This is a genomic window from Granulicella sp. 5B5 (assembly GCF_014083945.1).
GTDB lineage: Bacteria > Acidobacteriota > Terriglobia > Terriglobales > Acidobacteriaceae > Granulicella.
The window spans coordinates 1,417,996-1,437,661 of the sequence record NZ_CP046444.1 but is presented as its reverse complement, the minus strand read 5'-3'; the positions used below and the strand labels follow the sequence as shown (position 1 = coordinate 1,437,661).

Annotated in this window: 14 protein-coding genes and 1 tRNA gene; 4 read left to right on the top strand and 11 right to left on the bottom strand. The window is 61.4% G+C overall.

What is annotated here, in order from left to right; translation table 11 throughout:
* Window position 1: 1 nt before the first annotated feature.
* Both mqnC and GOB94_RS06175 read right to left on the bottom strand, forming a co-directional pair.
* Entirely contained in the window at window positions 2–1,048 is a 1,047-nt protein-coding gene (mqnC, locus tag GOB94_RS06180) for a cyclic dehypoxanthinyl futalosine synthase (protein WP_182277977.1), read from the bottom strand.
* A gap of 27 nt (window positions 1,049–1,075) precedes the next feature.
* Complete coding sequence (locus GOB94_RS06175; protein ID WP_182277976.1) at window positions 1,076–1,687, bottom strand: TetR/AcrR family transcriptional regulator; 612 nt, start codon at window positions 1,685–1,687, stop codon at window positions 1,076–1,078.
* Window positions 1,688–1,793: 106 nt separating this feature from the next.
* On the opposite strand from GOB94_RS06175, the gene GOB94_RS06170 reads away from it, so the two are divergent.
* Entirely contained in the window at window positions 1,794–2,546 is a 753-nt protein-coding gene (locus GOB94_RS06170) for an SDR family oxidoreductase (RefSeq protein ID WP_182277975.1), read from the top strand.
* Window positions 2,547–2,639: 93 nt separating this feature from the next.
* Here the strand turns inward: GOB94_RS06170 and GOB94_RS06165 are convergent, their stop codons facing one another.
* From GOB94_RS06165 to GOB94_RS06145, 5 genes are all read right to left on the bottom strand, one after another.
* Entirely contained in the window at window positions 2,640–3,251 is a 612-nt protein-coding gene (locus GOB94_RS06165; protein WP_182277974.1) for a PadR family transcriptional regulator, read from the bottom strand.
* A 261-nt stretch (window positions 3,252–3,512) separates the two neighbouring features.
* Complete coding sequence (hemG, locus tag GOB94_RS06160; RefSeq protein ID WP_182277973.1) at window positions 3,513–5,039, bottom strand: protoporphyrinogen oxidase; 1,527 nt, start codon at window positions 5,037–5,039, stop codon at window positions 3,513–3,515.
* On the bottom strand, window positions 5,036–6,163 hold the full coding sequence (locus GOB94_RS06155) for a ferrochelatase (protein ID WP_182277972.1): 1,128 nt from the start codon (window positions 6,161–6,163) through the stop codon (window positions 5,036–5,038). The genes hemG and GOB94_RS06155 overlap by 4 nt, the downstream gene beginning before the upstream one ends.
* Window positions 6,164–6,214: 51 nt before the next feature.
* Window positions 6,215–7,390 (bottom strand): uroporphyrinogen decarboxylase, encoded by a 1,176-nt coding sequence (locus GOB94_RS06150; RefSeq protein ID WP_255484278.1) that lies wholly within the window; start codon window positions 7,388–7,390, stop codon window positions 6,215–6,217.
* A gap of 302 nt (window positions 7,391–7,692) precedes the next feature.
* Entirely contained in the window at window positions 7,693–8,238 is a 546-nt protein-coding gene (locus GOB94_RS06145) for a hypothetical protein (protein ID WP_182277970.1), read from the bottom strand.
* Between the two features lie 414 nt (window positions 8,239–8,652).
* Between GOB94_RS06145 and GOB94_RS06140 the strand changes: the two genes are divergently transcribed.
* On the top strand, window positions 8,653–9,189 hold the full coding sequence (locus tag GOB94_RS06140; protein WP_182278469.1) for an inorganic diphosphatase: 537 nt from the start codon (window positions 8,653–8,655) through the stop codon (window positions 9,187–9,189).
* 66 nt (window positions 9,190–9,255) lie between these two features.
* Here the strand turns inward: GOB94_RS06140 and GOB94_RS06135 are convergent, their stop codons facing one another.
* Window positions 9,256–10,626, bottom strand: a complete 1,371-nt coding sequence (locus GOB94_RS06135) for an APC family permease (protein WP_346265647.1) — start codon at window positions 10,624–10,626, stop codon at window positions 9,256–9,258.
* A gap of 155 nt (window positions 10,627–10,781) precedes the next feature.
* On the opposite strand from GOB94_RS06135, the gene GOB94_RS06130 reads away from it, so the two are divergent.
* Window positions 10,782–10,874 (top strand) — tRNA-Ser (locus tag GOB94_RS06130).
* Between the two features lie 137 nt (window positions 10,875–11,011).
* On the opposite strand, the gene GOB94_RS06125 is transcribed toward GOB94_RS06130, so the two are convergent.
* Entirely contained in the window at window positions 11,012–11,857 is an 846-nt protein-coding gene (locus GOB94_RS06125; RefSeq protein WP_182277969.1) for a DUF1868 domain-containing protein, read from the bottom strand.
* A gap of 110 nt (window positions 11,858–11,967) precedes the next feature.
* Entirely contained in the window at window positions 11,968–15,498 is a 3,531-nt protein-coding gene (locus GOB94_RS06120) for a carboxypeptidase regulatory-like domain-containing protein (protein ID WP_182277968.1), read from the bottom strand.
* 221 nt (window positions 15,499–15,719) lie between these two features.
* Here GOB94_RS06120 and GOB94_RS06115 point away from each other — a divergent pair, with 221 nt between their 5' ends.
* Window positions 15,720–17,195 carry a hypothetical protein gene (locus GOB94_RS06115; RefSeq protein ID WP_182277967.1) on the top strand — a complete coding sequence of 492 codons (1,476 nt, stop codon included), beginning with the start codon at window positions 15,720–15,722 and terminating at the stop codon, window positions 17,193–17,195.
* Between the two features lie 132 nt (window positions 17,196–17,327).
* Here GOB94_RS06115 and GOB94_RS06110 read toward each other — a convergent pair whose 3' ends face one another.
* Window positions 17,328–19,637, bottom strand: coding sequence for a GH92 family glycosyl hydrolase (locus GOB94_RS06110; protein ID WP_182277966.1), 2,310 nt, complete (start codon window positions 19,635–19,637; stop codon window positions 17,328–17,330).
* Window positions 19,638–19,666 lie beyond the last annotated feature (29 nt).

Here is a 19,666-nt window from a genome sequence, read left to right as displayed (position 1 = left end):
ATTAATTCAAGAACATGGTGCGGTAGAGGGTGTCGCGCTGGACGGGTTTGAAGCCGGCGTCGCGGATGATGCGGCGGAGCTCTTCTTCGGTGGTGCAGTTGGCGGTGCCCGCGGCCTTCACTACGTTTTCTTCGAGCATGACACTGCCGACGTCGTTGCCGCCGAAGCGGAGGCCCATCTGGAGGACCTTGAGGCCTTGCGTGACCCAGGAGCTTTGGACGTTCTCGATGTTGTCGAGGTAGAGGCGGGAGATGGCGAGGGTTTTTAGGTACTCGACGCTGGTGGCCTCGTCCCAGCCGCGGCCGCCGAGAGCGGTGTTGTTGGGCTGGAAGCTCCAGGGGATGAAGGCCGTGAAGCCGCCGGTTTCTTCTTGTAACTGGCGGACGACTTCGAAGTGGTTAACGCGCTGGGCCATTGTCTCGCCGACGCCGAACATCATGGTGGCGGTGGTGCGCATGCCGAGGGCGTGGGCGGTGCGGTGGACGCTGACCCAGTCTTCGGTGCGGCACTTGAGGCGGGCGATGCGGGCGCGGACCTCGTCGTCGAGAATCTCGGCGCCGCCGCCGGGGATGCTGTCGAGGCCGGCGTCGCGGAGACGGGCGATGGTGGTGCGGAGGTCGAGCTCGGAGTACTCGGCGATGGCGAGGATTTCGGATGCGGAGAGGCAGTGCAGCCAGATGCTCGGGAAGCGCTGCTTGATGCCGGTGAAGAGGGACTCGAACCAGTCGATCTTGAGGTCGGGGTGGATGCCGCCCTGCATGAGGACGCCGGTGCCGCCCATCTCGACGGTCTCGCGGATCTTGTCGTAGATGGTGTCGAAGTCGAGGATGTAGCCTTCGGCGGCGAGCTTGCCCTTGAGCGGCCGGTAGAAGGCGCAGAAGGTGCAGTACTCTGTGCAGAAGTTTGTGTAGTTGATGTTGCGATCGATGATGTAGCTGACCACGCCTTCGGGATGCAGGCGGCGTCGTACCGCGTCGGCCTCCATCCCGATGCCGATCAGGTCATCAGAAGCAAAACAATCAAGAGCTTGCTGGCGAGTAATGCCCATGCGTTGATTTTACGCCAGCTCCTTCCATCAGGCGTCTTTCTCCGCGCGGAAGCGCAGGCCATCGATGAGCAACTCGACCATCCGTCGCGGATGCTCCGGATCGCGTCCATAGCCTGCGCTGCACAGGTTCGCCACCGCGATCAGCAGGTCGTCTGCGTCGATGCCCGGACGCACTGCCTTCGCCGCGACCGCAGTATCGAGCAGGCCTATGAGCGCCGGGCGGAGGCGCTTGTTGAAGTATTCCGGTAGGGTGCTGTAGGCGGGGTCGCAGTACAGCGCCTTCGCAAGCCCGCGCTTGGTGCCGATGAACTCCATATAGCGCTGCAGCCACTGGGACAGGGCCTCTGTCGGCGGATACTGGCTGGCGAGCGCTGGTGCGGCGTCCGCGCAGGTGTCCACGTTGTTTCGAAAGACGGCAGCGATCAGGTCCGATCGCTGCGGAAAGTGCCGATAGACGGTGCCCAGCCCGACGCCCGCCCGTTCGGCGATCTCGCGCACCGGAGCATCCACGCCCGAGGTAGCGAAGACCTCCATCGCTGCCTTCAGCAGGGCGGCCATCTTGCGCTGAGCGTCGGCCCGCTTTGGGCGCGGCTCCTTCTCGGTAGCGGCAGCGGGTTGGATTGTTTTTTCTTTTTTCATGCAGGGACGCTTGTAAGCGGAACATCGTTCCGCTTATTATCTGGAACAAGGTTCCGGTACCTCCAGCATATCGCAGGCGTATCGCTACCGAGAAGGAGTTCTACACATGTCGGAAGATCGCGTAGCCCTGATTACAGGAGCGAACAAAGGAATTGGACAGCAGATTGCGAAGGACCTCGCTGGGCATGGGTTGACGGTGCTGGTCGGGTCGCGCAAGCTTGAAGCGGGCGAGACGGCGGCCAAGGGGATCGGAGAAAGAGCCCACGCCATCCAGCTGGACGTCACGGATGCGGCCTCGATTGCTGCCGCCGCTGAACGTATTCGCAGGGAGTTTGGCCGGCTCGATGTGCTGGTGAACAATGCAGGCATCGTCGGAGAGTTTGTGCCAGGAACGTCCTTTGCGGACCGCCTGAAGTTCAACATTCCGAGTACTGCGCCGCTCGACTCCATCCGCACTGTTTTTGAGACGAACGTCTTTGGCGTTATCGCGGTCACGCAGGCGATGTTGCCGTTGCTCCGCGAGGCCCCGGCTGGCCGGATCGTCAATATCGGCAGCTCGGTTGGGTCTCTCACCCAGGCGTCTGACCCAAACCATCCCTACCGGAGTATCTTCGGGGCCGCGTACAGCCCTTCGAAGACAGCCTTGAACGCAGTAACGGTGGCGTTCTCCATCGAACTCGAGAAGACGAACATCAAGGTCAACGTTGTCTGCCCGGGCTATGTGGCGACTGATCTCAACGATCATCAGGGGCACCGCACGGTCGAGCAGGGCGCGCGTCAGGCGGTGAAGATGGCGCTGATCGGCCCGGATGGCCCGACCGGCACCTACACCGATGAAGACGGAACGGTGCCCTGGTAGTTTCGGGCTACATCTGAAGTGGATGGATGCACCAATCTGGCCCGGAGACGGGCCAGATTGGCCTTGAGTGATGCGCGTTGTCGGCCATCGCGGTTAGACGGCATCGATGGCCCTTGCGGCCGTGTCGATGGCCTCGGCGATCTTGGCGATCTGCTCAGGAGTGAGGTTGCCGCGGAACATGCGGGTGCGGACGGCCTCGCCGAGGTTGCGGAAGGCGCCCATGACCTGCACGGAACGAAGGCGCTCGAAGCGCTCGCCGCTGCGGTCGATGCGTTCGCCGATCTCGCGGAGGCGGGCGGCGTTGGCCTCGAGCTCCTGCTTGCCTGCGTCTGTGACGCCGTAGACCTTGCGGTTGCCTTCGGAGCTGACGACCTCGGTGAAACCGCGCTCTTCGAGCAGGGTGAGTGTGGGGTACACGACGCCGGGGCTGGGTGCGTAGCCACCGGCCATGCGCTCTTCGATGGCCTTGATGAGCTCGTAGCCGTAGCTGGGCTGCTTGGCGAGCAGGTCGAGGATGATGAGCTGCAGGTCGCCGGAGTCGAAGATGCGCTCGCGCCCGCCGCCGAAGCCGCGGTCGAAGTGCTCGCGGTGTTCGCCGCGCTCTCCGCGACCGCCGAAGCGGCCGTGGTGGCGTCCGTGATGGTCGCAGCCGGAGTGGCGCTCACGGTCGTCGTCGTGGGATTGGAACCAGAATTGTTTGTACATAGGAAAATCTCTTTTCTTCTTACGATAGTTCGTAAGATATATCTTAGATATATCGAAAGTGCTATCGGATGCAAGGGATTTTTGTGTGAAATGTGGTTTTGAGAAGGTTTTCTTGGCTAAGGTCTGATTCCTCAGCTTCTTAGCCGGTTGAGGCAAAATGTGGGGATCTCTCCACTCCGCTGCGCAGGACGATGAAGCTGTCCTGCTTCGGTCGAGATGACACTTCATGGGTGAAGGTAGTCGGCAGCAAAGCTGGCAAGTCTAGGAGAGCAAGGTGCGGACGGTGGCCCGGGCGTCACGGATGAGGTCGGGGATTCCGACGCCGTGGTAGCCGTTGCCGAGGAGGGTGAGGCCGCCGAGCTTTGCGATGTGGATGTCGAGCTGCGCCATGCGTTCGAGGTGGCCGACGGCGTATTGAGGGAGGCTGTTGGGCCAGCGGCGGATGGTGGTCATGGTGGGGATGGGCGCGGGCAGAGGGCCGAGGATGTGGGTGAGTTGTTCGTGGGCGGCGGCGATGATGGGTTCGTCGGGCTGGGTCATCATGGCTTCGGCGGTGATGCCGCCGAAGAAGGCGCGCAGGATGCGGGTGCCGGTGGGGGCGCGGTCGGGGTACTTCTGGTCGACGAAGGTGGCGGCGAGGAGAGTTGTTCTTGCCGGGGCTAAAGCCCCTTTCTCTCCGTCGCTATTCAGGGGCCTAAAGGCCCCTGCTCCCTCCATTGCTTGCGGGACTAAGGCCCCTGCCTCATTCGAGGTTTGCGGGACGAGAAAGCCGAAGCCTTCGGGGAGGTGGATCTGTCGCGCGGCGGGGGCGGGCCAGGCGAAGGCGGCGAGGACGGCGGAGCTGGTTTCGGTGGGGATGAGTGCGGCGGCTGCGGCGTCGAGTGGGGTGAGGAGGTGGCGGGTGACGCAGACGGGAGTGGCGAGCAGGATGTGCTGGAAGTGGCGCTTGCTCTTGGCGGTGGTGTTGGGCGTGGTGGTGCGGAGGCACCAGAGTTTGCCTTCGCGCTTGAGGGAGTACGCCTCGCGCTGGAGGTGGATGCGCTCGGGCGGCAGCTTTGCGATGAGGGCTTCAGCGAGTGTGCCCATGCCGTTGCGGAGGCTGGTGAAGGCGGGTTGAGGTGGGCGGGAGCCACGCTCTTTCGATTTTGCCTGGAGGGCGGCGATGAGGGAGCCGTGCTCCTGCTCCATCCTGACGAAGGCGGGCATGACGGCGCGGACGCTGAGGGTGTGGACGTCGCCGCCGAAGACGCCGGAGAGGAGTGGGGAGCCGATCTTGGTGAGGACCTCCTGGCCGAAGTGGCGGAGGACGAAGTCGGCGACGGACTCGTCGTGCGTGGGTGCGGAGGCTTTGAGAGTGGTGGCGTTGGCGAGCTCGGCTGCGTAGGCGGCGCGGGCGGAGTCGGTAAAGAGGGTTGAGCCTTCGAGGGCGGCGAGGTCTTCGGGGACCATCATGCGCATGCGTGAGGGCATGGGCTGGAGTTTGCCGTCGATGAGGATGAGGGTGCGGCGGTGCTCTTCGTGGCAGGGGATGATCTGGTCGGCGAGGCCGAGTTCGAGGGCTAGGTCGCGGGCCCAGGGTTTTTCGGTGACCCAGCCGTCGGGGCCGTCTTCGAGGATGAAGCGGCCTTCGAGGGTGTCGATGCGGGTGGTGGAGAGGAGGCCGCCGAGGCGGGGGCTGGCCTCGTAGAGCTGCCAGTCGATGTCGGCTCCGCGTAGACGGGCTTTTTCGAGTTCGTAGGCCGCGGCTAGGCCAGCGGTTCCTCCACCGATGATGGCGATGCGTTTCACTTGGCGGCGACGGCCTCGGGTTGGGCGTCAGCGGCTGCGGGCTTTGCGGCGGGGGCTTCGCCGGGAGTTTCGGGTGTGGGGGTGCGCTTGAGGGCCTGCTCGATTGCGCGGGTGAGGGTTGGGGAGCCGTTGAGGCTTTCGGCGCGGTAGAGCGTCATGCCGAGCTCGGCGGCCTGTTTTTTGAAGTCGACGTCGATGTCGTAGAGGATCTCGACGTGGTCGCAGAGGAAGCCGACAGGCTGGAGGACGATGGCTTTGTGGCCCATCTGCGCGAGGTTCTTGAGGGTGTCGGGGACAGTGGGGCCGAGCCACGGGGCACCTGCGATGCCCTGGCTTTGAAATGCGAAGAACCAGTCGCGATCGGTCATGCCGAGGGGGCGCATGTGGTCGGCGATGTGTGCGGCGGTTTGCTTGCACTCGACGGGATAGGGGTCGGGCAGGGTGGCGGGGCCGTAGTTCTGGATGCCGTCGGCGGGGACGGGGGCGCCGGGTTGCGCGGCGGAGTCAGTAGGTTGCGCCGGTGCGCTGATGATGGTGCGGCAGGGGACGGCGTGTGCGGTGAAGAGTACGGGGACGCGAACGGGCTTTCCTGATTCGGCGCTTGTGGCTGCGCAGGCCTCTGCCCAGACGGGCCAGAGTTTTTCGGCGAAGGCCTGGGCGAGCAGAGGCTCGTCGGCCCAGCCGGCGATGAACTCGACTTCAAACGCGCCGTTGACGGCCTGCATGAGGGCGCGGCGGTAGAGGCCGACGCTGGTGCGGGAGTTCTGTGGCGCGAGGCAGAGGACGCGGGCTTTCTTCACGCCGTCGGACTTCATCTGCTCGACAACGTCGGCGATGAAGGGGTGCCAGTTGCGCATGCCGATGTAGACGGGCTGGCCGAGGGCTTCGCTCAAGAGGCGGCCTTGCAGAAGTGTCCACTTCGTTAGAGGTGGGCCGTCGGGCAGGGGCTCTTCGCGCAGACCGATCTCGGCGTAGCGGTGCTGGAGCTCGGCGATGACCTCGGGGGACATGGGGCGGCCGCCGGTGACCTTGTCGAGATAGGCGGCCATCTCGCTGAGGCGGTCGGGCGTGCCGTGGGCCAGCAGCAGAATTGCCGGCGTGTCGTGCGTGGTGGTGTCACTCATGCGTCCTCCTCTATTGTGCGCGCGGAGTTGGGTGCGCGCTCGTGATGGACATCACTTTGCGACGGCGGCTTCGCGGAGGCTGTACTTCTTTACGACGTCGACGACGTGGATCACGTTCTCGACGGGTGTGCCGGGTACGATGCCGTGGCCGAGGTTGAAGATGTGGCCGTTGCGGTTGGCTGCTAGATCGAGGATCTCTTTGACGCGAGCTTCGAGGACGTCCTGCGGCGCGAAGAGCGTGATGGGGTCGAGGTTGCCCTGTACGGCGGTGCCGTAGCCAATGGCGCGCCAGCCCTCATCGAGCGGAATGCGCCAGTCGAGGCCGAGGACATCGGCACCGGTTTCGCGCATGGTGGGGAGCAGGCTCGCGGTGTCGACGCCGAAGTAGATGACAGGGACGCCGAGAGCTTTGACGCGTTGGACGAGCTCGGTGGTGGCGTGGAGGCAGTAGTCGCGGTAGTCGGTGACGGAGAGCGCGCCAGCCCAGGAGTCGAAGATCTGGATGACGTCGGCGCCGGCTTCGACCTGCTGGGCGGCGTAGTCGGTGAGGACGGTGAGGAGTTTTTCGAGGAGGAGCGGCCAGGCCTTGGCGTCCCGCGAACCCACCTTAGCCAACGATGGAGCTGTCGGCGAAGATGGGGCACCCAGATTGTTGCCTGAGCCTGAGGCGTACATGAGCTTTTTTGTCTCGACGTAGTTGCGGGAGCTGCCGCCTTCGATCATGTAGCTGGCTAGGGTGAAGGGCGCTCCGATGAAGCCGATGATGCCTAGTTGATCGCCGTCGGGTCGCGGTTGATTGAAGTGCTGGCCGACTTTTTCGATGGCCTGGGCGACGTAGCGGAGGTCGTCGGTGCGGTCGGTGCGGAGGGCTTCGATGTGTTCGAGGGAACGAATGGGCTGATGGACGACAGGGCCTTCGCCGTTGACGAACTCGAAGTCGAGACCCATAGGCGTGAAGGGCAGAAGGAGGTCGGCGAAGATGATGGCTGCGTCGACGCCGAGGCGCTCGGCGGCGGTGATGGTGACTTCGGCGGCGATCTCCGGCGTGCGGCAGATATCCAGTAGTGAATGGTGCTTGCGGACGGCCATGTACTCCGGCATGTAGCGGCCAGCCTGGCGGAGAAGCCATATGGGGGTGCGGTCGACGGGCTGGCGCAGGCAGGCGCGGATGAATCGGCTGCTGCCGTGAGGATGCAGTGCGGCCTCGGTTGTTTCGTTCGGATTCAAAGCGTTCAAGACTCCCGTTCTCCAGCCTAGCACTGTGCGCGCCGGGCTGAAGAACGGGGGCGATAGCCGTTCAGAGGGGGTTCATGCGGCATGAGCGGGTGTCGGGCGTTACTGCAGGTCACGCTGTTTGCGGAGCCCCGCGAAGGGGAAGTGGTAGGTGATGCCAAAGATCAGCGTGCGCGGCGTGAGGGTGTAGTTGCTGTCGTCGGGTTTGAACGGCAGGTTCTTGCCGAGGTTCCAGTTTGTTGTTGGAAGTCGAACTTTACGGAGAGGTTGTGCAATAGATCGTGCCGCTGTTTCGTCTAGCGGTAGTCGCTGGCATGGTTCAAGAAGCGGAAGGGCAGCGTGTAGGTAACGCCGATCTGCAAGGTGCGCGGTGTGAGGGTGAAGTTGCCAGAGGAGGCAGAATCGGAGTTCGGTCCAAGGTTCCAGCTCTGTTGCTGGAAGTCGAACTTTGCTGAGAGGTGATAAGCGACGTCGATGTTGATGCCGCCGCCGTAGGAGTAGACCTTGCTGCGATCGCCGGAGTAGCCGGGCGCGGGGTCGGGGTGGAAGAGGATCTCGCCTGCGCCGATGAGGAAGTCGCCGTAAGGATGAAACCTGCCGCGCCAGTCCAACTGCACTCGCGGCCCGAATAGTACGGTCTTCTCGGTGGCTGCCCTCGCCGAGAGGACGTTGCCGCGGACCTCCAGCGCAGGCTTGAGGATGAAGCGGGGGAAGACGGTGAAGTCTCCGCCTGCTGATATGCCCTTCCATGTGTGAGGGCCGTAATCGGGTGTGCCGCCCATGTAGGCGCCGAAGACTGAAATTTCAGCTGCTTTGCTGGCGGTGGAGAGCGACTGCGCCACCGCCGATCCAGAGAAAACAAAACCGGTTATCCAACAAATACAAAAGAGTACTGCAATGCGTATAAATGACATTCAAGGCTCCAGAACCGAGAAAAGTAGGCCGAGCTGTTCCCCTCAGCTGTACCGTGTTCGATGCGTGTTTCGACTGGGAGGCAACATGGGACGGAATGCGCTCATGACGGCATACCAAAGTCCTGTGAGCGCCGCAGAATGGCGTTTATGCCGCTGTCTCCCCGGCAGCCTGTAGACTATGGACTGGAGTTCTGCGGCGATCTCGGCGGCAATGGCTGTGCCGAGGCGCGACCGCAATGGCCCTCCCGGTTTGCTTGCGGTGTCGATCTATGGCAATTCACCCAGGCGCGACCGCTGACGAGCCAATCTACCGATCAGGAGAAGAGAGTCCCCCTCGCACCTATGCCGAATTACCTTGAACTGCCTGTTGGCCCTGGCGCACCGCACCTGGTCAACGCCGTCATCGAGATTCCTCTGGAAGGAATCAGCAAATATGAGTACGACAAGGAACTGCACGTCTTCCGCTTGGACCGCAACCTGTACTCGCCGGTACATTACCCTGGCGACTATGGATTTATCCCGTCGACGCTGGGCGATGACGGCGATCCGCTGGATGTGCTGGTGCTGGTGGATACGCCGAGCTTTCCGGGTTGTGTGCTGACCGTTCGTCCCATCGGCATGCTGCAGATGGTGGACCAGGGACAGGGCGATGAGAAGATCCTGTGCGTTGGCGACGGCAATCCCCGCTATGCCGATGTGAAGAACTACACGGATGTGTATCCGCATATTCTGAAAGAGATCGATCACTTCTTCTCCATCTACAAGGACCTGGAGGGCAAGACTGTCGATACCGATGGCTGGCGCGGTGTGGATGAAGCGATCAAGGTGATCGAGAAAGCCCGGAAGGCGTTTACGGACAAGAAGGCTGCTGGCAAGTAGCCCGATACGTGAGCACATTTTCAAGGCCTGCGAGGCTGACTCGCAGGCCTTTGTGTTCGCGCAGGACTACGCGTGCGGATTGCCGCGGCTGACCCTGGGGAGCAGCCAGGAGATGACCGCGCCGCTGAGGCCGACGATCGCGGCGAAGAGCAGAGCGTTCATGCCGAGGACCTGTTCGCCGCGGGCTGCGTAGATGGCGTAGGCGATGAGCAGCGCTGGGCCGACTCCTGCGGCAACCGTTCCGGCTGTGCCTCCGGGTACGCGGTAGGGGCGGATGAGACCGGGCTCGCGCCGGCGCAGCACGACCAGAGCTACGAACTCCAGCATGAGGGCCGCGCCGTAGAGCACGAGGTCGATGGAGATGAGGCGCTCGAAGGTGAAGCGCAGTGCGAAGGCCCAGATCACCGCGCAAAAGAGCACGCTGACCCAGGGGACGCCTCGCTGATTGCGCCGCAGAAAGAGCCGTGAGAGCGCGCCGGGCAACATGCCGTCTTCGGCCATTGCGAAGGGAACGCGGGTGTAGCTGAGCATGAGGGCATTGAACATGCCGGTGCCGTTGATCATGCCGCCGATGACGATGGTGAGAGCGAGGAACGGGCCTGCAAGGGTGCGTGCGGCGTCGGTCCAGGCGCCGGTGGAGAACTGGTCTGCTGCGAGGCCGGCGAGACCGACTGCGAGTAACGGAAGGATGTATGTGAGAGCTACGAGGACCGCGGCAGAGACCATCGCACGCGGGTAGTTGCGCTGCGGGTCTTCGACCTCCTGCGCGACGGTGGAGGCGTTGTCCCAGCCCATGTAGTTCCAGAGTGTGACGGAGATGGCCCCGGCCATGTCCGGTGCGGCGACGGGATGCAGTATGGCGCCGGAGCCGATGCCGTGCCAGCGGAGCATCGCGTAGCCGATGAGCACGACAAAGGGCGCGAGCAGGATGCAGAAGAGAATGACGGAGCCGACGCCGACGACCTTTGCGCCACGGAGATTCCAGAGCGTGCAGATTAGAACGACGGCGAGTGCCCATAGGACTCCGCGATAACCGGCGGTGAGGCTGGGCGCGAGGCGCGAGAGGTAGTCGACGAAGATGACCGGGTAGATGGCCATGTCGAAGACGCTGGCTGCGAGCGAGAGCCATGCTTCCTGAAAGCCCCAGAAGCGGCCAAGCGCGCGGCGGACCCAGACGTAGTAGCCGCCTTCGTCGGGGATGGCGCTGGCGAGTTCGCCGACCATGAGGGAGGTGGGCAGGCTCCAGATAAGAGGGATGATGGCGAGCAGCAGGAGCGCTCGCAGGTAGCCGGCCTTGCCGAGAATGTCTTCCAAACCGTAAGGCCCGCCGGCCACCATAAAGTAGGTTGCGCCGATGAGCGGGAGGAGGCGTAGCTTGTTGCTGGCGGCTGGGCTGCGTATGGCCGGGTGTCTCCTTGGCCCGGACTGTGCGGGCACTGCGGTGTGGGCAGTTTCTACGCACTATAACGCGGATGGCGCGCAGGCGCGAACGGTAGATGGATGAGAATGTACGACTGGCGTGCGGGCGGCCGCGCGGTTAGGCTATACTTCTGACAGGAATCCGAGCGGTCTGTACTTCGAGACCACCCGCAGGAGAGTTGGCCGAGAGGCTGAAGGCGGCGGTTTGCTAAACCGTTATAGGATCAAAAGTTCTATCGGGGGTTCGAATCCCCCACTCTCCGCCATACATTCGCGTTCATCGTTTCAGAACGCCAGAAGCCGACAAAGCCCCCGCAATTTTGGGGGCTTTTGCTTTTTAAGTTTTGCTCCTCATCCTTCTGGATCGATGGATATGGCGGATGAGCGTCGCACTCTTGCATGCCTACGAGCAGGCAAGCAGTATCTTCGGTTCGAAGCGGAACATGTCAGGAAAGATGCAATACTCGGGCTCGCCGAGCTCCAGTACGGGAGCGGCGGCTGTGATATGTTGCAGGTGCGCACGCAGGATTTTCCGGTAGGCCATCTGCTCCTGCGCTGTAAAGCGCGCGGTCTGGTATGACATTGTGATGTGAAATGTGTACTGGTCGTGGTCCTTCGTGCGGAACCCGTAGACCTCGGCCAGTTGATCACGCAGCGCGCGTAGTTTGGTGTTCTCCTCGCGATCGGCGGGCACCATGCGCAGCGTGCATGCGGCGAAGTAGTTCAGCGTTGCCGGCTCGTCCACGCGCACGCGGAGGGGCAGCTTGCAACGCAGGCGTGCTGCCTGCATGCGTTCTTCCACGGTCTGATTGCACTGCTCGATCGTTGCGTTGAGCGGCACGTATGATGGCCATCCGTATGCTGTGCGGTCCTGATCGTTTGCACCGGGGAAGACTGTCATGTGATAGCTGTCGGTCGAGGTCAATCCCAGCTTGTGCCGGAACGGTGAGGCGGCCAATTCCTGATGCAGCGACACCATCGCGTCGCGCATGGTGCACTGCACGGGCAGATGGCAGATCACCGTGTTGCCCGCGAAGGGCTTCCGGGTGCCGTTGGTGTTGAACTTCAGCAGCGTGTCACGGTTCGGTATCTTCGCGGCCTGCTGCTCGATCGCCTCGATGTCGATTGGAGCATCCAGTGCCGGATTAGACTGAGCTACAAGTGCGCCCGGCAGCGCAGCCGCTGCAGTTAAAGCAGAGGCCTGCAAGAGAAATGCACGACGACTCGAACGGGTATTCACGATAGACATCGAAACGATCCTTTCTGTTTTGAGAGAACACGAAACCCGCGTCTCCAAAGATTGGAGAGCGTGGGCAGCAGCCGTGAAAGGCCGCTGCCCTTAGTCTTGGGATTTGTTGCTTAGAAGGCGAGTCGCAGTGCCAGCTGTACCTGGCGGGATGGATATACGCTGCTGCTGCCGCTGAACTGTCCGAAGCTTCCGCTCTGCGTAAACGCGCCTGAGTTGCTGTTTACGCTGCCGATTGATGAGCCCGGGCTGATGTAGTTTGTCGCGTTCAGCACGTTGAATGCTTCGATGCGAAACTCCGCGCTATACCGCTCGTTGGGCAGCGTGAACTTTTTGTGCGCCGCCAGGTCGAACTGGCCATATGCCGGCCCGCTCAGATCGTTGCGTCCCGCGGTGCCGAAGAGCTGCGATCCCAGTGGCACCGAGACACCCGACTGGACGAAGTACCCGTTCAGCGAGCTGTTCGTCTTCGTCAACGTCTTGCCGTACACCGCACCGGGCGTGCCCGTGAGGTTCGGGCGCAGGGAGTAGGCGGAGCTTGTCGTCGAGACCACCTGGTTGGTGCTTGCGGTATACGTCAGGTTGATGGGCACGCCACTGGTTACGACATTGATGCCCGTGAGCTGCCAGCCACCAAGCACCTGTTGCTCCCAGCCTGGGATGCTTGAGCCAAATCGCTCACCGTGCCCGAACGGAATGTCGGCGATTACGGAGGTCGTATCGTTGAGCGGCTGGTTGTAGCCTGATGGGCCGCGATCACTCTTTACGTTTGCGATATTCACCACTGCGCCGTCGCCGTTATTTGCCTCAAGGTCGGCCGATGAGTTGTTGACCCCGTGCGACCAGGTGAACGAGTTGATCAGGAAGATGCCTTGCGAGAACCGCCTCTCAAGTTTGGTCTGCAATGAGTTGTAGTCCAGGAAGCCGGCGTTCGATTCGGTGAGGATGTCCGTAAAGGTGGAGATTGGACGCCGTCCCTGCAGCGACGTTGCGCACTGACCGGGGTTCGCCGCTGGGATTTCGCTGGGCAAACAGGTCCGCGCCTGGTTGGTGTCCTCCAGCGCTGGAACGTGTACGGCGTGGTCGCCAACGTATGAGACCTCCAGCGTGAACTTATATGGCAGCTCCTGCTGGGCGGAGAGGTGATAGGCCTGCACGTAAGGCGTTTTGAAGTCCTTCAACTGATAGCGTGTTTGCGCCTTGAGCGTGGAGAAGTTCGCGGGGCCGTCGAAGTCGTTCTCGTAGCCATCCTGTGTGCGGCGGAAGCATGTGCTCGGGTCTAGTGTCAGCGAACCCGCTGTCGACCCAGCCTGCGTAACGCAGAGCCCTTGGTCTGGCGTCTGGTTGATCGTCGCGTCGTAGTTGTTCGGGCCGTTGTAGCCAAGCATGCCTTCGCCACCGAAGCGGAACAGATACGCATAGCTGATGGCGTAACCGCCGCGGATCACCGTTTTGGGGAGCACCTGGTAGGAGAACCCAAGCCGTGGCCCAAAGTCCTTATAGTCCGGGTTCACCAGCCCGCGATTGGCGAGTGAGCCTCCGCCCACATAGTGGAGCGTATAGATGTGTCCCGGCGCTGTGCTGGTCACGTCTGTGCCAGTTCCCGCGTGCAACAGACGCTGGTTCACAGGATCGTAGTTCAGCAGGTTGTTGTTCTGCTCGTAGTTCGGCGAGACAAACTCGTACCGCAGACCGGCGTTGATCGTCAGCTTCGGCAGGGCTTTCCAGTCATCCTGGATGTAGGCCATGTGCCAGTAGCGTTCGTAGTTGATCTCGTTGTACGCGTTGAGGGAGTAGTTGTTGCGCGCGCCGAAGAGGAAGTCCGTCAGGTTTGCTGCCTGCGACGTAGAGCCTGTCGTCGAGCTGAAAGCGCCGCCGTACACGTCACTGCCATACTTCGGATGGAAGTCCGAGATCGCCTGGTTCAAGAGGCCGAACTCATAGCCTACCTTCAGGCTGTGGCGTCCTTTGCCCCATGTGTAGTTCACCCTCGGGTTGGTCTGCGTGGGATAGTTGAACTGCGGGTTCGTCGTCTGCTCGCCGAAGGCGGAGAAGCCTGTGACAGCCTGAGCATTGAGGCCACCCGTATAGGCTGGATCGGTGGGGATGTTTACGCCTGTGATGCCCGCGGCTGTGTAGAAGTTCGTCGCACCCAGAAAGATGGGGCTCTTGCCGCTCTGTGTCCATGTTTGCCCAAAGCGCAACTCCAGGATCGAACTCGAAGTCAGCGTCCAGTTCCAGCCCGCGGCCACCTGACGTGTCCGGGCATAGAGCGTGCCGTTCGTGTTTCCACCAGCGATGCCGGGAAATGCAGGCGGCTGGAAGTAGCTTACAGCGCGCTGGCTGTAGCGGACGAAGCCGTTCTGCTGTGAGTTCAGTGTGTAATCCGCGCGCGCATCGCCCTTGTCGTCAGTGGTTGTGCTGGCCGGCAGGTACTGGTAGTTCGCCGCAGTCAGCGACGCGCCGGGAATATTAGGCGTTGGCAGATACTTGAATGCCTCCAGAGCTACCGGGTCGATGTTCGGATCAGTCAGCGGCACCTGGCCGTTGGCATAGACCGCACCGGTGTACGGGTTCTTTACCGGGACAGGAGTGCCTGTCGGTGTGCCGTCTGAGGTGAACAGGCCTGTGAGCTCCGTCGGTGTTGGCAACGTCGCCGTCATGAGCGTGTGAGCGACAGAGCGCAGCCCTTCGTAGTCCACGAAGAAGAACAGCTTGTCCTTCAGCACCGGGCCGCCAAAGGTACCACCGAACTGGTTCTGCACCAGGGTCGGCTTTACACCTGTGCCATAAAACGGCCCGAAGGCGTTCAGCACTGTATTGCGCAGGTAGTCATACGCGCCGCCATGAAACATGTTTGTGCCGCTGCGTGTGGTGGCGTTCACGATCGCGCCGCCGGCTCGGCCATACTCCGCTGAGTAGTTGTCCGTCTGTACCTTGAACTCCTGCAGCGCGTCGGGGGACGGGATCACCGCTTCGTTCGAGTAGCCCTGATTGGCCTCCTGGTAGGCGTTGTTGTCGATGCCATCCAGCGTGAAGTTGTTGTCCATTGAGGTCAGGCCGTTCACGTCATAAGAGGCGTCGCGCGGTGGTACGGACGCTACCGTTGCGATCAAAGAACGTCGCACACCCGGTACGAGCTGCGCCAGGTCCGCGTATGAACGCCCATTCAACGGCAGCGCCACAGCTTCGTTGCCGGGGACCGTCTCGCCACGGTCGCTGGTGTCGGTCTCAAGCAGCGACGCCGCGCCGGAGACCGTTACCGTGTCGCTCGCTTCACCCAGCTTCAAGGCCAGATCCACGCGTTGCCGAGCGCCTACGTTCACCTTGAACGCATCCGTCTTCGACACCTCGAACCCCTGCGCCGAAACCACCAGGATGTACTCGCCCGGCTGTACGCTATCGAACTCATAGGCACCGCCCGAGTCCGTCTTCCTCAGCACCTTTGTGCCCTGTGCCACGCTGTCCAGCTCTACCGTCGCCGAGGGGATGATCGCGCCCGAGGGGTCCTTGATGTTGCCTAGCACTGCGCCCGAGTCAAACTGTGCGCGGGCCGAGGCCCACGGGGTTAACGCCAGAAACAGGACCATCGCCAGTCGATGCAGGACAGGTCTGTTCATTCCACGATGCGGCTGCCGATTCATGATGTATTCGCTCCTTGCCAATCCGTAAGAGGGTTCTGCTGTGCCGGTGCTGCAGGACTATCGCATCTCCAGACCCGGCTACCTGGAGGCCGCACCCTTCGCTCTCAAGCCCTATGGCTCAAGGTTGCTTTCTCTGTGAGAACACGCTTACCTCTAGCAGCCTCCGTGCGTTGCGCCTAACGAATTCACGGTGACGTCACCGATACACGCCACAACCCGCTGTGAGTCAGCCAGTTATCGCATCTTCATGCATCCTGATACAGTCAACACACGGTTACAAAGTCATTCACTGGCTGTTCACAAATGGCTGTTTTAATCGCTGTTTAAGGACATTGACCGTTGTGATGAAGAGTGAACTCGAACGAGCACAGAGCGCTTCCGCCGAGACCACATCCGCGGCAGACTGGCCTGACCTCGCTCGCCGGGAGCTGCTCAACCGTATCCTGATCTCTCCTACCTTCGCGCGCAGCGAACGCCTCTGCACTCTGCTCACCTATGTGTGCGACATGGCCTTCAAAGGGCGCGAGGCAGAGATCAATGAGCAGCGCATCGGCCACGCGGTATTTGGCCGCTTGCAAGATTACGACTCCTCGATTGACGGTATCGTCCGTACCCAGGCCAGCCGTCTACGCCAACGCCTTGAGCTCTACTTTCAGCACGAAGGCGCGGGTGAGCCTGTATGTCTCGTTATTCCGCGTGGAGGATACGTTCCGGTCTTTGAGCCGCGGGTTGCTGCTGCCGTTCCCCGTACAACTGAGCAGTTACCTCATTTACCCGCAATGACGCCTCCATTACCCGGCGTCACCCCTGCGGAGCGTCAGCAAAGCACGCAGCGGCTACCGTGGTTCCTCTGCGGACTGCTGTTTGTGGTTGTCGTGGTGCTCGGTATCCGCGAACATCGGCTTTCACTCGCTGCCTCTGCACCTGTACCGCAACATCCTTTGTGGAGCCACTTGCTGCTGAAAGGGCAACCTACGCTCGTAGTACCGGCCGACTCGGGTCTCGTACTCTTTCACAACATCTCCGGTCGCTCCATCGGTCTCAATGACTATCTGCAGGGGGAGTATCGCGCCCAGCCACCTGAGACTATGGGGTACCGTCCGGATGCCACACTCCCCGAGTGGCTCTCCAATCTCGCCGATCGCCGCTATACCTCTATCGTCGACCTCAATGCCGTTGACCAGCTCGAACGCCTCTCTGAGCGCTACCAGAGTGAACTACAAGTCCGCTACGCTCGCGACGTCCGGCCCAACGATCTCAAGTCTGGCAATACCGTTCTTATCGGCGCCTCGGAGGCGAACCCCTGGGTTGAGCTCTACGAGCGCAATATGAACTTTGTCTTTCACAACGATTACAAGGCGAACGTCTTCTCGGTCATCAATCGCTCACCCAAGCCGGGAGAGCCCAAACAGTGGGACTCGGCCTGGAACGATCCCCAACGCCGCGTGTTCTGCCTCGTTGCCTATGTTCCTAACCTGGCGAACAACGGAAATGCGCTTATTGTTGAAGGCACCTCGATGTCAGGAACCGAGGGCGCGTGGGACTTCGTCTCCGATGATGCTCAGCTACTTCCTTTTCTGAGGCGCATCCAGCGGCCCGATGGAAGCATCCCTCACTTTGAGCTGCTGCTTGGAAACCAGAACATGAATGCGAGCGCGGTGCAGAGCCGCCTGCTCGCATGGCGAGTCATCGACTAGAGCGGGCTGCTTTGCCAGTCGCCGAGTTTCAGCGCCAGGGCCACTTCGACTGCGGGTCCTCACTCCCTGCCCCTTGGTTCTGAGGCCGCTGTTATCCAATCAGAACATCACCTGATGGTTCTTCACTGCGCTCTAGTGTGCGGCCATCTGGTTTGGCTTGAGGCCAATTGGAGAACCGGGGAGAGGTGACGGAGACCATTGCGCCGCCCACTGCGAAGGTGAGCTGCCCATCTGAAGGTGGAGCATTGACCCGCTCATGATGTCTTCGTAGGTGATGACCGGCTTGTTGAGAGGTTTGCCGTTCAAGGTTGCAGATTGGATGTAACGGTTGGCATCGCTGTTGTTGTCGGCGATGATGGTGAACTGCCTTCCGTTTGCAAGACGCATGCTCATGCGCGAGAAGATGGGGCTGCCGATCATGTAGTTGCCGGATGCGGGTGTGACTGGGTAAAAGCCGAGGGCGGTGAAGAGATACCAGGCTGACATCTGGCCGCAGTCATCATCACCATCGAGACCGGCGGGTAGGTTCGCGTACTCTGCGTTTGCGATCTCGCGTACTTTGGCTTGTGTTTTCCATGGTTCTCCGCTGTAGTCGTAGAGATAGCCGTAGTGGTGGCTGGGCTCATTCTTGTGGATGTTGTGGCCGCCTGTGAAGTGCTGGTCGAGTCTGGCGTTGTAGATATCTTTGCCGCCCATCAACTTCATGAGGCCGGGGATGTCCTGCATGACGGCCCAGGTGTAGACCCAGGTGTTGCCCTCCGTCCAACCGGCATCGGGAGCAGCCCAGGAACCATCCGAGTTTCTTGCCTGCATGAATCCGGTCGAGTTATTGAAGATGTTTTCGTAGTCGTGCGCGCGGTTCTGGAAGTAGTCGGCGTCCCTGGTCTTGCCCAACATGCGCGCGATTTGCGAGACGCACCAGTCGTCGTAGGAGTCCTCAAGAGTGCGCGAGGCGGACTCAGCGGTCTTGTCCGCGGGGACATAGCCGAGTCGCTTGAGGTAGGTGAGACCGCCGCGCGCTTCGTAGGGTGTGTCGGGTTCGCGATCGGACCAGCGGCGCGTGGTGTCGCCGTCGGGCGGTGTCATCGCGTCTTTGTAGACGGCGTCCCACGCGACGTTGTAGTCGAAGCCCTTGAAACCTTTGCGCATTGCTTCAGCCACAAGCGAGTCGGCGTGAGTACCGATCATGATGTTGGTGTAGGACGGGTTCGGCCACTTCGGCATCCAGCCGCCTTCTTTGTAATTCTGAAGGAGGGCGGTGATCATTCCGTTGATGCGCTCGGGGGCGAGGAGCGTCAGCAGGCTGAACTCCGCGCGGAAGGTGTCCCAGATGGAGTAGGCGGTGTAGGACTCGCCGGTGTGGACCTGATCGTCGAACGCGCTGTAGTAGTGGCCGTACTCGGAGAAGATGCGTGGATAGAGCAGAGCATGGTAGAGCGCGGTGTAGACAATATGTCGCTGGTCTTGGGAGGCGCCGTCGAGGGTGACGCGGTCGAGCTTGTTCAGCCACTCGCGATGGAGTTGCGCGCGGACCTCATCGAAGTCCCAAATGGGGATCTCTTTGGCGAGATTTTCTCGTGCCTGCTCGACGCTGATAAAGGATGTGCCGACGCGGACTTCAATGACCTCACGATCACGCGTGACGAATTGTGCGTAGGCTCCTATTGATTGCGCCGAGATTGGCCCGTTCGGGCCAAAGGTGCCGGACGCGGCAAATGCTTTGCGAAACTGAACGACGAAGTATCCCTTGAAGTGCGGCAATTTCAAGGGCCCAAGGTTTGCGTCGGTGCGCGCTGGGTTGTAGCCGACGATCTCGTGCTTTGCGGGATCGACCTTTGCGAAGCCGGCGAATCCGGGGCGCGAGGCCTCAACCATGAGGATGGCTTTGTTGCTCGCAGGGAAGGTTAACCGCATGTAAGCGCAGCGCGCGGTTGCGGTCATCTCTGTACGCAAGGGGCGCGCCGGTGCAGCCTGTTCGGTGACAGCGTAGTAGTCCGGATGCACGACCTCATCGCTGTGTGAGAATGGCAGCGCACGCTCCTGCGATGTGATCTTGAGCGAGTCGACCTCAGGCACCAGCGTGACGTAGCCGTAGTCGCCCATCCAGATTGCGGGTTGATGAGTTCCGATGAAGCCGGAGATGGTTTTGTCGGCGTAGTTGTAGGAGACGATGCTCAGTCTGTTCTGACGCGTTTGCGGCGTCCAGTCTGTCATGCCGAACGGCGGCGTGACAAAGGGCATGGTGCCTCCATAGCCGATAGGGCCAGAGCCAGTGCCTATGTAGGGATTGACCCAGTCGACCGCATCGTTCTTTTGCGCGAAGGCGTGCTGTTGCGCCTGTGCTGAAAGGCAGCTGATGAGAACGTATCCAAGAATGAATCCGTTTGTGAGGAGATGGAGTTTTAGTGTGGGCTTGATTCGATAGAGATCATGCGCGGCCATACGACAACTCCTGAAAACAAGAACAGGTG